This window comes from Peptostreptococcus sp. D1 (genome assembly GCF_900112955.1).
Classification (GTDB): domain Bacteria; phylum Bacillota; class Clostridia; order Peptostreptococcales; family Peptostreptococcaceae; genus Peptostreptococcus.
This window is the reverse complement of sequence record NZ_FONP01000001.1, coordinates 572,175-584,884: the sequence shown is the minus strand read 5'-3', so window position 1 is coordinate 584,884 and position 12,710 is coordinate 572,175. Positions and strand designations below refer to the sequence as shown.

General features: G+C 33.3%; 13 protein-coding genes. 11 read left to right on the top strand and 2 right to left on the bottom strand.

From position 1 onward, the window contains the following. The 7 genes from BM120_RS02580 to clpX form a co-directional block, all read left to right on the top strand. Positions 1 to 491, top strand: a 491-nt coding sequence (locus BM120_RS02580) for a SpaA isopeptide-forming pilin-related protein (protein ID WP_091992964.1), incomplete at its 5' end; no start/stop codon positions are given. Positions 492 to 798: 307 nt separating this feature from the next. After that, positions 799 to 2,853 carry an NAD-dependent DNA ligase LigA gene (ligA, locus tag BM120_RS02575; protein ID WP_091993038.1) on the top strand — a complete coding sequence of 685 codons (2,055 nt, stop codon included), beginning with the start codon at positions 799 to 801 and terminating at the stop codon, positions 2,851 to 2,853. Beyond that, positions 2,853 to 4,277 (top strand): ribonuclease PH, encoded by a 1,425-nt coding sequence (rph, locus tag BM120_RS02570; protein WP_091992963.1) that lies wholly within the window; start codon positions 2,853 to 2,855, stop codon positions 4,275 to 4,277. The genes ligA and rph overlap by 1 nt, the downstream gene beginning before the upstream one ends. Positions 4,278 to 4,316: 39 nt before the next feature. Further along, on the top strand, positions 4,317 to 4,808 hold the full coding sequence (locus BM120_RS02565; RefSeq protein WP_091992961.1) for a metallophosphoesterase family protein: 492 nt from the start codon (positions 4,317 to 4,319) through the stop codon (positions 4,806 to 4,808). Positions 4,809 to 4,946: 138 nt separating this feature from the next. After that, positions 4,947 to 6,230 (top strand): trigger factor, encoded by a 1,284-nt coding sequence (gene tig, locus BM120_RS02560; protein ID WP_091992959.1) that lies wholly within the window; start codon positions 4,947 to 4,949, stop codon positions 6,228 to 6,230. A 61-nt stretch (positions 6,231 to 6,291) separates the two neighbouring features. Beyond that, a complete protein-coding gene (gene clpP / locus BM120_RS02555; RefSeq protein ID WP_091992957.1) occupies positions 6,292 to 6,876 on the top strand; it encodes an ATP-dependent Clp endopeptidase proteolytic subunit ClpP in 585 nt (194 codons plus the stop codon). Between the two features lie 26 nt (positions 6,877 to 6,902). Then, positions 6,903 to 8,174: an ATP-dependent Clp protease ATP-binding subunit ClpX gene (gene clpX / locus BM120_RS02550; RefSeq protein WP_091992956.1), complete on the top strand. Its 1,272-nt coding sequence runs from the start codon at positions 6,903 to 6,905 to the stop codon at positions 8,172 to 8,174. A gap of 92 nt (positions 8,175 to 8,266) precedes the next feature. Here clpX and BM120_RS02545 read toward each other — a convergent pair whose 3' ends face one another. After that, the gene (locus BM120_RS02545; RefSeq protein WP_091992954.1) at positions 8,267 to 8,935 is read right to left on the bottom strand and encodes a hypothetical protein; all 669 of its coding nucleotides are present in this window, start codon (positions 8,933 to 8,935) and stop codon (positions 8,267 to 8,269) included. Beyond that, positions 8,936 to 9,520 (bottom strand): TetR/AcrR family transcriptional regulator, encoded by a 585-nt coding sequence (locus tag BM120_RS02540; protein WP_091992952.1) that lies wholly within the window; start codon positions 9,518 to 9,520, stop codon positions 8,936 to 8,938. 246 nt (positions 9,521 to 9,766) lie between these two features. Here BM120_RS02540 and BM120_RS02535 point away from each other — a divergent pair, with 246 nt between their 5' ends. From BM120_RS02535 to BM120_RS02520, 4 genes are all read left to right on the top strand, one after another. Beyond that, complete coding sequence (locus BM120_RS02535) at positions 9,767 to 10,285, top strand: DUF1836 domain-containing protein (protein ID WP_091992951.1); 519 nt, start codon at positions 9,767 to 9,769, stop codon at positions 10,283 to 10,285. Between the two features lie 136 nt (positions 10,286 to 10,421). After that, positions 10,422 to 10,976 carry a ribonuclease M5 gene (gene rnmV / locus BM120_RS02530; RefSeq protein ID WP_091992949.1) on the top strand — a complete coding sequence of 185 codons (555 nt, stop codon included), beginning with the start codon at positions 10,422 to 10,424 and terminating at the stop codon, positions 10,974 to 10,976. Positions 10,977 to 10,980: 4 nt separating this feature from the next. Beyond that, entirely contained in the window at positions 10,981 to 11,862 is an 882-nt protein-coding gene (gene rsmA, locus BM120_RS02525) for a 16S rRNA (adenine(1518)-N(6)/adenine(1519)-N(6))-dimethyltransferase RsmA (RefSeq protein ID WP_091992948.1), read from the top strand. Continuing rightward, the gene (locus BM120_RS02520; protein ID WP_091992946.1) at positions 11,855 to 12,691 is read left to right on the top strand and encodes a hypothetical protein; all 837 of its coding nucleotides are present in this window, start codon (positions 11,855 to 11,857) and stop codon (positions 12,689 to 12,691) included. Before rsmA ends, BM120_RS02520 begins: the two co-directional genes overlap by 8 nt. The last annotated feature ends 19 nt before the right edge of the window (positions 12,692 to 12,710 follow it).

The following is a 12,710-nucleotide window of genomic DNA, read 5'->3' as shown; positions in this document are numbered from 1 at the left end:
CTGAAAAAACAAAGGTAAAATTCTCCAAGAAAGCATTGACAGCAAATGGAGAAGAATTGAAGGGTGCAACCATCAAGCTAACAAAAGAAAATGGCACAGTAATAAAAGAGTGGGTAACAGATGGAAAGCTAACAGAGTTTGAATTGGAAGACGGAAGCTATACATTTACAGAGGTATCAGCCCCTGATAAGTATCAAGTGGCAACAGCCATTAGCTTTGAGGTAAAGGCTGGAAAGGTATTGGTAACAGGAACTGAAGTAAAAGGCAATACCATAGTAATGGTAGATAAGCTGAAAAAAACACCTATAACTCATCTGAGCACACCGACAACACAAAATATTGAAAAAATGAGAGCTTTAAACACAAGCATTAATAATACCTTGCCAAAAACAGGAGCTGGAGCAAGCTTATCTCCATATGGCATATTTATGGGATTGTTAGGAACGCTACTTATTACCATAGAGCTTAGAAAAAGAAGAAAAGAGAATTAAGCTACTATCTAGCATAAAAACAAAATAATTACCTTCGGATTTGATAGACATCAATTCCGGAGGTTGTTTTTGTTTATAAGGATACATTGTGAGAAAAATAAAATAGAAATAGATTTTGATATTGCAATTTAGGATTTTTTTGTTTCATGTCAATTGTAACACTATATTCCTGTGTTTTATCGTGGGGGTTGATTATTTTGCTTATATTAAGATATAATTTAATGAAGGCTTAGATTTAGAAAAAATAATTAATAGATTGGTGATAATAATGGACTTTGATGTAATGAATATGGATTTAAGTAAGATTATGGATTTATTTGAAAATAATAAATTAAATACAGATAATGTAGACAATATGATGGAGAAGCTTGTTAAGGCTATAGAGTATCATTCTGAAAAATATTATAAGGAAGATAATCCCGAGATAAGTGATATGGAATTTGATGAGCTAATGAGAGCTTTGATATTTTTGGAGGACAAATTTCCATTACTTAAGAGGAAGGATACACCATCCTCAAGAGTTGGTGGCGTTGCTCTTGAAAAATTTGAACAGCATACTCATGAGATACCAATGCTGAGCTTGGGTAATGCTTTCTCAGAAGGAGAATTGAGAGATTTTGACAGGCGAGTTAGAGAAGGTTGCTCTGGACAAGTCGAGTATGTTGTAGAATTTAAGATAGATGGATTGTCCGTAGGGCTTACATATGAGGACGGATATTTCACTTTGGGGGCGACTAGAGGCGATGGGTATATAGGCGAAAATGTGACAGAGAATTTAAAGACTGTTAAGACAATACCTATGAGAATAGAAGAAAAGAGAAAAGTGATTGTCAGAGGTGAGGTGTATATTTCAAAGCAAGATTTTGAAAATATCAATAGATATCAAGAGGAGCATGCTTTGCAAATTTATGCAAATCCTAGAAATTTGGCTGCGGGCTCACTTAGACAGCTGGATTCAAAATTGACAGCGAAAAGACCCTTGGATATATTTGTTTTTAACCTTGAAAATGCTGAAGCCTTGGGATTAAAAAATCATAGTGAATCATTTGAATATATGAGTAAACAAGGTATAAAAATAAATGAGAATTTCAGAGTTTTTGATAGCATTGATGATGTTGTAAGGCATATAGAATACTGGACTGAAAATAGAGGCACACTTGGATATGAAATAGATGGAATGGTAATAAAGGTAAATTCATTCTCACAAAGGGATGAGCTAGGCTTTACAGCTAAAAGTCCTAGATGGGCAATAGCATATAAATTTCCAGCGGAAAAGAAAAAAACAAAATTATTAGATATACAGATAGAGGTTGGAAGAACAGGCACAATCACTCCGACTGCAATTTTGGAGCCTGTAAGGTTGGCTGGTACGACAGTTAGTAGAGCTACCTTACATAACGAGGATTATATCAATGAAAGAGATATTAGGATTGGCGATACGGTAATCGTTCAAAAGGCTGGTGAAATAATTCCACAGGTTATACAAGCATTTATTGAGGATAGAAATGGTAGTGAGGTAAAATTCAAGATGCCGGATAAATGTCCTGTCTGTGGAGAGGAAACAGTTAGATTAGAAGGTGAGGCGGCAGTTAAGTGCATTAATATTTCTTGTCCTGCTCAAATTAGGAGAGGAATTATTCATTTTGTATCTAGGGATGCGATGAATATAGATGGTATGGGTGAATCCATTATAACAAATCTTCTTGATAACGGAATTATAAATGACATTTCCGATTTATATTACATGGATTTTAAAAAAATTGTGACTTTGGATAGAATGGGAGAAAGGTCCGTTTCCAATTTAATGAATGCGATAGAAAATTCGAAGAAAAATGAACTGTGGAGATTAATAAACGGTTTGGGAATAAAATTCGTAGGCGTAAAGGGTGCCAAATTGTTAGCTAATAGATTTAGTAGTATGGATGAGATAATAAATGCAAAATTTGAGGATTTGATAGAGATAGACGAATTTGGAGAGATAATGTCTGACAGTGTGGTTAAATTTTTTGATGAGGATAAAAATCTTAGAACAATTGAGAAATTGAGAAATGCTGGTTTGAACTTTGAATCTAATGCAAACAAATATTCGGAGGCTACAAAAATATTTGAAGGTATGAAGATAGTATTGACTGGAACACTTCCAAGTCTAAAGCGTAATGCTGCAAAGGAAATGATAGAGGCAAGAGGTGGAAAGGCGACATCAAGTGTTAGCAAATCGACTACATTTGTTCTTGCCGGAAAAGAAGCTGGCTCAAAGCTGGACAAGGCTGTTTCACTTGGAATAAAAGTTATAGATGAAGATAAGTTTAATGAAATTATCAATTATAGGTCTAAAGAAGATGTCTTGGAGGGATTAAAATAATGGAAGATACTTGTTATAATGAAGCGAAAAATATCGTTGAAGTGAGTAATGATATAGACGATTGTAGATTAAGATTTGATGGCAGAAGGAACGATGAAATCAGAAGTGTAAATATTACTAGAAATTTTACAAAATATGCTCAGGGCTCTGTTCTGATAGAAATGGGAAATACAAAGGTCATCTGTACAGCCTTTGTAGATGATGCTGTGCCACCATTTATAAAAGGAACTGGAAGCGGTTGGATAAGCGCAGAATATTCTATGATACCGAGTGCTACTCTTACAAGAAAAAAAAGAGATGTAAATAAGGGAAAGGTCGATGGGAGAAGCCAAGAGATACAGCGATTGATAGGTAGATCAATTAGGTCTGTTGTAGATTTGGAAAAATTGGGAGAGAGAACAATTTGGATTGATTGTGATGTGATACAAGCAGATGGAGGAACTAGAACTGCCTCAATTACTGGTTCGTTTGTGGCTTTGGCAGATGCCCTTTATACTTTATACAAAAAAGGTGAACTGAAAAAAATGCCTGTGAGTTCATTTCTTTCAGCGGTCAGTGTGGGCGTGGTTGATGGAGAAGCTTTGCTAGATGTTTGTTACGAGGAAGACTCCTGCGCAGAGGTTGACATAAATGTCGTTATGAATAATAGAGGTGAATTTATTGAGATACAGGGAACTGGAGAAGAAAGACCTTTTTCAAAAAAAGAGCTTGAAATTATTTTAGATTACGCAGAAAAGGGTAATAGAGAATTAATGAGACTTCAAAGAGCTGTATTGGGAGAAGTTGCCGATAGCATAATAGGATGTGAATATGAAAGAGAGGCGATAATAGCCACTGGAAATATGCACAAATTGGAAGAGATAAGGACGATGGTTTCAGATTTGGATTTTGAAATAAAATCCCTAAAGGATGTCGGATTACAGGATATCGAGATAATAGAAAATGGAAAGACCTTTGAACACAATGCATTGATAAAGGCTAGGACGATTGCGAGGGCGACTGGAAAGATTTCAATTGGAGATGATAGTGGCATAGAAGTTGATGCGCTGGGAAAAAAACCTGGAATATTTTCGGCTAGATATGCTGGAGAAAATGCAACTGATGAAGAAAATAGAAAAAAGATGCTTTCAGAGCTGGAAGGAGTACCATTTGAAAAAAGAGCTGCCAGATTCGTTTGTGTAATAGCAGTCGTATTTCCTGATGGAAAGGAAATGCTTTCAAGAGGAATAGTTGAAGGAAAAATAGATTTTGAGGAAAAAGGTGAAAATGGATTTGGATATGACTGTATGTTTATTCCGGAAGGCTATGAAAAAACCTTTGGTGAATTATCTTTAGAAATAAAGAATTCAATGAGTCATAGATCTAGAGCACTAGAAGATATGAAGACAAAATTAAAAGCTATTTTGGATGAAAGAACTATTTAGAAGTTCAATGTAATGAGTAGTATGAAGTAGGAGAGAATTATGAGGGTAATAATTTTATCAGACACACATGGATCAAGGAAAAATATGGATAATATTATTCCGATGATAAAAGAAAGTATAGATTTGATAATTCATGCAGGTGATCATTTTAGAGATTCTGTTTATTTATCTGAGAAAAGTGGAAAGCCTGTTATAGCCGTAGCTGGAAATTGTGATTATGAAAATGTCGAAGCTGAAGTCGAATTTGAGATTGAAAAAGTAAGGTTTTTTCTAGCTCATGGCCATAGGCATAGAGTTAAATACAATCTTGGCATTTTAGCTGAGCACGCTAAAGAAAAGGGTGCCGACATTGCAATATTCGGACATACCCATATAAAAGCAAATGAGGTTGTATCTGGTGTGCAAATTTTAAATCCAGGAAGCTTATCTCAGCCTAGAGATGGATTAGATGGAAGCTATGTGATAATGGAAATAGAAAATGGTTCATATTCGTTTGAATATTTTAACGTTAAAGTATTAAGCTTAATTTAAATTTTTTGTGATATTATATGTATATATTTCACTAAAATGCGTGCATTTGAACATATTTTGTAGTATAATCATTATGTTAAAGTGTGCAAAGCTGCATAGATGATATAAGTACAAAATTGATTATACAGGGAGGATTTTATGAAATCAGAATTAATTAAAAGAGAAGGATATTCTGTTACATTTGAAATGGCTATTGACGCCGTTGAATTTGATAAAGCTATAGATAAGGCTTACAAAAAAACTAAATCTAGATATAATATTGCAGGATTTAGAAAAGGTAAGGCTCCTAGAAAAATAATAGAATTAAACTATGGAAAGGGAGTTTTCTTCAATGATGCATTGGATATTTTACTACCAGAGGTATATCCAGTAGCAGTTGAAGAATTGAAGCTTGATGTAGTTTCACAGCCAGATATAGATATAAAGGAAATTAAAGATGATGGTGGATTAGTTTTAGTAGTAATAGTAGATGTAAAGCCTGAATTTACTATAGAAAACTATTTTGGAGTTGATATAGAGAAGGTAGATAGCACTGTTACTGATGAAATAATCGACGAGGAGCTTAATGCACTTCTTGAAAAGCAATCAAGAATGGTAACTGTAGAGTCACCAGTAGAAAATGGTAATGTTGCAGTAATTGATTTTGCTGGAACACTTGATGGAGAGCCTTTTGAAGGTGGTACTTCTGAAGGATATTCACTTGAGGTTGGATCTGGAACATTTATACCAGGCTTTGAAGAACAATTGGTTGGAAAATCAACTGGAGATGAATTTGATGTCAATGTGACATTCCCAGAAGATTATCCAGCTGAAGAATTAGCTGGAAAGCCTGTTGTATTTAAGGTTAAGATAAATGAAGTAAAGGTTAAGGAGCTTCCTAATCTAGATGATTCATTTGCTCAGGACACTACTGAATTTGAATCTTTGGAAGAATTGAAAAATGATATAAGAACAAAGAAGCAAGAAGAAGCAGATCAGAATGCCAAGTCTGAAATGAGAAATAAAGTAGTTGAAAAAATTGCAGAAGGTGTTGAGATAGATATACCAAATTCTATGGTTGAGGCACAATTGGATAGACAGCTACAAGATATAAATATGCAATTAAGTTATCAAGGTTGGTCATTAGAAAAATTTGCTGAATTATCTGGTCAGTCGATTGAAGATATAAGGGAAGCAAGAAGAGATGAAGCAAAGGCTATGGTTAAGCATGCTCTAGTAATTGAAAAGATTGTTGAGCTTGAAAACGTTGAAGCTACTGAAGAAGATATTGAAAAAGATTTGGAAAGCTTTGCAAAAATGTATCAGATAGAAATTGACAAAATAAAATCTTCTATAGGAGATGCAGAAAAAGAAAATATTGCTAACAGAATCAGAACTGAAAAAGCAGTCGATTTATTGTTGGAAAAGGCAAATTTAATATAGTGAAATGAGGACCACAATATTTTTTGTGGTCTTTACTAAAATAAAATGAGGAGGTAGAAATATGGCATTAGTTCCTTATGTAATAGAGCAAGATGGTAGAGGTGAAAGGTCATATGATATTTATTCAAGGCTGCTAAAGGATAGAATTATTTTCTTGGGTGATGAAGTGAATGATATTACTGCTAGCTTGGTCGTGGCACAGCTGCTATTTTTGGAGGCAGACGATCCAGATAAAGATATACACCTGTATATAAATTCTCCTGGTGGAAGTGTAACGGCTGGTCTTGCTATATATGATACTATGCAGTATATCAAGGCAGATGTAAATACTATATGTATTGGTATGGCAGCATCTATGGGAGCATTTCTTTTGGCAGCTGGAGCAAAGGGAAAGAGATTTGCTCTTCCTAACAGCACAATCATGATACATCAGCCTCTTGGTGGATCTAGGGGTCAAGCTACAGATGTAGAAATACATACTAGATATTTACTTGAAACTAAAGAAAAATTAAACAAAATATTGTCAGAAAGAACTGGAAAATCAATTGAGGTTGTAAAGGAAAATACGGAACGTGATAACTTTATGACTGCAGAGGAAGCAATGAATTTTGGATTGATAGATGAAGTAATAGAAAATAGAAAATAGTAGTATTTTCATAGGAGGTGAAATTATTGCCAAAACAAGATGACAACAAACAATATAAGTGCTCTTTTTGCGGAAAAACTCAAGATCAAGTTAAAAGAATAATAGCAGGTCCTGGTGTATATATCTGTGATGAATGCGTGGATTTGTGTGGTGAAATAATTAAAGAAGAAATAGATGAAAATGCAGAAATGCAAGCTGGTAATTTACCTAAACCAAAGGAAATGATGGAAATACTAGACGATTATGTTATTGGACAGAGTAAGGCGAAAAAAGCACTTTCTGTTGCAGTTTATAATCATTACAAGAGAATTTACTCTGCTAAGGGTAAAAAGAGTGATGTTGAGCTTCAGAAGAGTAATATACTTCTTTTGGGTCCAACGGGATCTGGTAAGACTCTGTTAGCACAAACCTTGGCAAAGATACTAAATGTACCCTTTGCAATAGCTGATGCCACTACACTAACTGAAGCAGGGTATGTTGGAGAAGATGTAGAGAATATTGTATTGAAATTGGTTCAGGCTGCAGATTTTGATATAGAAAGAGCTCAAAAAGGTATAATCTATATTGATGAAATTGATAAAATATCAAGAAAATCTGAAAATCCTTCAATTACTAGAGATGTTAGCGGGGAAGGTGTTCAACAGGCATTGTTAAAGATACTAGAGGGTACTGTTGCCAATGTTCCTCCAGCGGGAGGTAGAAAGCATCCACATCAAGAATTTTTAAAGGTTGATACAACTGATATATTATTTATTCTTGGAGGAGCGTTTGACGGTATAGAAAAGATCATTAAAAGAAGAGGAAATCAAAAAGTTTTGGGCTTTGGAGCAAAAATAGAAAGTAAGGCAGATGTCGATTTGGGAAAGCTGTATTCGAAGGTTATTCCTGATGACTTACTAAAATTTGGTATGATTCCGGAGTTTGTGGGTAGAATCCCTGTCATAGCTACCTTAGAATTACTGGATGAAGAATCGTTGGTCAGAATACTTACAGAGCCAAAAAATTCTCTTGTTAAGCAGTATTCCAAGCTATTTGAATACGATGATGTGAAAATCGAATTTGATGAAGGTGCATTGCGCTCAATAGCTCAGAAGGCTATCGAAAGGAATACTGGTGCCAGAGGTTTAAGAAGTATCGTTGAACATTCTTTAATGGAAACGATGTTTGAGGTTCCTTCGATAGATAATATTGAAAAAGTTATTGTGACTAAGGGTAGTATCGAAAACGAGGACGAAAAACCACTCATTATCTATAAGGATGTGAGAGATATAGTTAATGATACACCAATTGGTGGATAGTGAATAAAAAACGGCAAACTCATATAAGAGTAAGCCGTTTTTTTACTGCATTATATATCAATGTTGTGATGCTGAGATACATCTCAGGTTTTTTATCGAATTGTGGTATATTGAGTTTTTTTACCAGAGCTAAAGTAGCTATATCCCAGCCATACAATTGCAAGATACGCAAGAGTTTTCGGCAACATTAGGGCTCCGATTGCCGGAATAAAATCACTAAATAAAACTACTGGTATATAAAAAGCAAAGCTTAGAAAAATCAGTAAGCTCATATGTTTCAAGCCTGGAGTATTTTTTTTCTTGTATGTCCAAGCAATCAAAAGTAATCCAAGTATGGCAAATGGAATATTTCTATATATACCAAACAAATAATTTCCATCAGTAGCTCCCCAATTATTTTGAGGTAGTAATACCAGAATTATTCTAGCCATTGCCAATATATAGACAGTGAATTTTTTTCTATCGTCAGTATCACAGCTCAGGTTTCTATAGTAGTGATAGAATAATACATAAAAGATTGTCATTGTGATACTAGTTACAAATTGTCCCCAAGATAAAGCCACAACGTTTTTCTCAAATCCATTTGGTGTAAAATGAGAAATTATTCGAGGCACCAAATGAAAGGCGTCTCCAGCTCCCAGTAGAATTGCCATTATACCAAAAAGTCTTTCTCCTGATTTTTTGTTATTCAACAAGTTAATTCCCAATGATATTACAATAAGTAAGTATGTGATATCAAATATACTTTCAAAAACTCCCATCTAATCAACTCCTTTTATTATCCAATTAACATATTGATTATACTTTACCAAAAAAGCTTCTTTACTAAAATTCTCTTGAAAAGCCCTTTTTATGATATTGTGAATTACTGCTTTGACAAAGTTTACTTTTTCATAATTTATGTCGATATTGTCAATACAATTTTTTGAATGGTGTTTACATTCCATGGCTTGTTTTTTGTAAAACTCGATCCATCTCTTTTCAAGATCTTCATTCCAATAAAGAAATCTGTATTTGTACAGAGAATATCTTCTTTCATCAAAAATGAGATTGGATATTCTGTTGCCAAATTTTTCTAATGATTGACATAAATCGAAATTATCATCCTTCAATATTTCAATAAATAGCGAATGTATATCAGTGGTTTCCTTTAAGAGAATGGTAAAATAACTTTCCTCCAAGTCCTCGAAATATTGATAAAAGCTTCCTCTTGAGATATTCAGATTTTCAACAATATTCTTTACACTAGCCTTATTAAAAGGGTTAGAATTGAACTCCTCACGAAGAGCCTCGTAAATTTTCTCTCTTTTTTCTGGTGGTAAATTATTAAATGTATTTTTTGGCATAATAACCTCCGTCAACAAAAAATTAATAAAGTATGTATAAATTATAAGTGACACTGTGTCATTTGTCAATAGTAGTTTAAAAAAATCAGATAGATTTAATTTTCTTTAAAATGTATTTTCATGGGTATTTATGATATAATAATTTTTATGATAAAGGTAACAAAGGGTGGAATATGATAGTAAGCCGATATTTTTGTATTTTGACCTATATATTAGATACCAATTAAGGTATAGTGGAGTGTTTTTATGTATAATATATATGAAATAATAGAAAGTATAATGGAAAAAGAGGATTTGAAGGTGGAAGAGATTCCAAATATTGATCTTTACATGGATCAGGTTTTGAATATTTTTGATAAATTTTTTCCATATAATGAACAAGAGCAGGCTTTGACAAAGACAATGGTAAATAACTATGTAAAAGCTGGTATTATCAAGCCTGCAATAAAAAAGAAATACAATAAAGAGCATATTTTAATGATAATAATCATTTGTATGCTTAAGAGGGAAATTAGTCTAACTGAGATAAAGGATGCGTTTGATGATTTTGACAATTATGAGAAAATATACAAGGGATTTTTAAGAAAAAAGGAAAATTTAAATAAATTAACTTTGAATTTTTTGTCAAATGATATTGAATCATTTAACAAAGAGGAGGATAGAGATACGACAGAAAAGATGATGGATGTTTTATTATTGTGCTATTACTCAAATGTTCTTAGTGAGGCTGCAAGGCTGATAATAAATAAAGAAAAAAATGAATAAGAGTGGATGACAAATTAAGTAAAGCAAAATACATAGGAAAAATTAAGAAAGATAAGAAAAAGTAAAACAAATAAGAAAAAGTAAAATAAATGAGAATAGATATAAATGAATTCTGTAGAAAATAAGTGAGGAAAAAATGATAAAAGAAGTAGTTGTTGTCGAGGGTAGAGATGACATAGATGCGGTAAAAAGAGCTGTTGACTGTGAACTGATTGCAACAGGTGGCTTTGGATTTCCAAGGGGTGTTATGGAGCGAATAAAAACAGCTAATGATAAGAGAGGGATCATAATTTTTACCGATCCTGATTTTGCAGGTGAGAAAATTAGAAAAAAAATAGCAAGTGAAGTACCTGGCTGTAAACACGCTTTTTTACCACGTGAGAGCGCATTGAAGGATGGAGATATAGGCGTTGAAAATGCTAGTCCAGAGAGTATAAAATTAGCACTTTCAAAAGTGAGGACCGAGGTTGTGAAAAAGGAGAAATCCTTTGACAATGGCGATCTAATGAGAAATGGGCTAGTAGGATCCAAAAATGCTTCAGTGTTGAGAGATGAAATAGGAAAAATATTGGGAATAGGATATGGTAACTCAAAGCAATTTCTGAGTAGACTAAATAATTATGGAGTTACTAGAGAAGAATTTGAAAAGGCATTAAAAGACGTATTGAAATGTAATAAAGAAGGTGAATAGATTAATGAATAAGAGGCTTTCGTCACATAAAGCTACTATGGAAATTGTGAAAAAACATGAATTTAGATTTAATAAGAGTCTGGGGCAAAATTTTTTAATTGACGACAGTATTATAGATAAAATAATATCGGGATCTGGCGTGAAAGAGGGCGATAAGGTTATTGAGGTTGGTCCTGGTATTGGAACCTTAACCAAAGAAATTGCGACTATAGCAGATAAGGTTATGGCTGTTGAAATAGATAAGAATCTTATTCCAATTTTGAAGGATACAATGGAGGATTATGAAAATTTCAATGCTGTAAATGAAGATATCATCAAAGCGGATATTAAGGGGCTAATAGAAAAATACCTAGATGGTGGTCCGGTAAAATTGATTGCAAATTTACCATATTATATAACTACTCCGATTATTATGAGATTTTTGGAGGAAGAGATAAATGTGACAGATATAGTAGTCATGGTTCAAAAGGAGGTCGCTGAAAGGATGAATGCTGCTCCTGGTGGAAAGGCTTTTGGAGCTCTTTCAGTTGCTGTGCAGTATTACTGTGATACAGAGATAATTGCAAAGGTGCCAAGGCATATGTTTATTCCACAGCCAAATGTGGATTCAATCGTTATAGCGTTGAGAGTTAGAAGTGAAAAAAAATATGATGTTGACAATGAGGAATTGTTTTTTAAGGTTGTCAAAGCAGCTTTCGGTCAAAGAAGGAAAACTCTTTTGAATTCTATTTCTAGCATGGGTGTCTTGAATAAAAAAGTCATATCTCAGATATTGCTAGAGTCAAATATTGACGAGAAAAGAAGAGGAGAGACTCTTAGTCTTGACGAGTTTGCAGTTCTTTCTAATAACATTAATAGAGCTGTAAGGGAGGGAAGTAATGTTTAATAAGCTGTCGAAATTAAACAAAACTTTGTTACTTCTATTAATCATCATACTGTTCTTTGTAATTTACTTTTTTTCATTTAAGCTTTCTAGAAACTATATTCAAAGTAAAACTGGGGAAGATGTTGTTTCTATAGATACGAGGGGTGAGAAAAACAAAATAGAGGAAGATATCGAGCTTAGAAACAAGGCAGAGAGTAAAATGCAACCACTACAGAAATTTAATCAAAGCAAGAAGCTATTTATTTCTGATGACTCTGTTGAAAATATAAAAATTGAAGGTGAAATGCTGGAAAATTTGAAGAGATTATCGACATCCTTTGTAAAGGTAAGAGCTATTGAGGGTGATTTCAATCCTCAAAATAGAGGTAATACTAATAATAATGTTAAGTTTGAAACAAATTTTAATTACTTTGTTGTAGAGAGTGATGGAAAAAAAGAGAGCTATAAGGTTCCGATTTCGGTTAAAGAAGATTTTCAAGGTATGTATAAGAGGATGATCTATACATCAGTAGATTACATAAAAAATAAAGATGGAGTCGGAGATATAAGAGTTTATAAGGGGAATGAGGAGAAGGGGATTTTTCCTTGGAAGAAGGATGATTTGATAAACAAAATTTTGTATAAGAGAGAGGTTGGCAAGATTCAGCCACAAAAAGAGTTCCATAAGACAAGGATTAATTTTACAATAAAAATAGAAAAAAATGGAAATAAAATCGATATACAAACGATGGGTAAGGATTTTATTCAGGTAACAAATAATGATAATGTGGCATATTACGAGGTATACCAAGATCTTTATAACTACTTGGATAATGAAGTGTTTAAATAAAAATGAAAATAAACGCTAT

Bases quoted from the DNA above. Each gene is read 5' to 3' on its own strand.
- ligA (WP_091993038.1), top strand. From the start codon at position 799: ATGGATTTATTTGAAAATAATAAATTAAATACAGATAATGTAGACAAT.
- rph (WP_091992963.1), top strand. From the start codon at position 2,853: ATGGAAGATACTTGTTATAATGAAGCGAAAAATATCGTTGAAGTGAGT.
- BM120_RS02565 (WP_091992961.1), top strand. From the start codon at position 4,317: ATGAGGGTAATAATTTTATCAGACACACATGGATCAAGGAAAAATATG.
- tig (WP_091992959.1), top strand. From the start codon at position 4,947: ATGAAATCAGAATTAATTAAAAGAGAAGGATATTCTGTTACATTTGAA.
- clpP (WP_091992957.1), top strand. From the start codon at position 6,292: ATGGCATTAGTTCCTTATGTAATAGAGCAAGATGGTAGAGGTGAAAGG.
- BM120_RS02545 (WP_091992954.1), bottom strand. From the start codon at position 8,935: ATGGGAGTTTTTGAAAGTATATTTGATATCACATACTTACTTATTGTA.
- BM120_RS02540 (WP_091992952.1), bottom strand. From the start codon at position 9,520: ATGCCAAAAAATACATTTAATAATTTACCACCAGAAAAAAGAGAGAAA.
- BM120_RS02535 (WP_091992951.1), top strand. From the start codon at position 9,767: ATGTATAATATATATGAAATAATAGAAAGTATAATGGAAAAAGAGGAT.
- rnmV (WP_091992949.1), top strand. From the start codon at position 10,422: ATGATAAAAGAAGTAGTTGTTGTCGAGGGTAGAGATGACATAGATGCG.
- rsmA (WP_091992948.1), top strand. From the start codon at position 10,981: ATGAATAAGAGGCTTTCGTCACATAAAGCTACTATGGAAATTGTGAAA.
- BM120_RS02520 (WP_091992946.1), top strand. From the start codon at position 11,855: ATGTTTAATAAGCTGTCGAAATTAAACAAAACTTTGTTACTTCTATTA.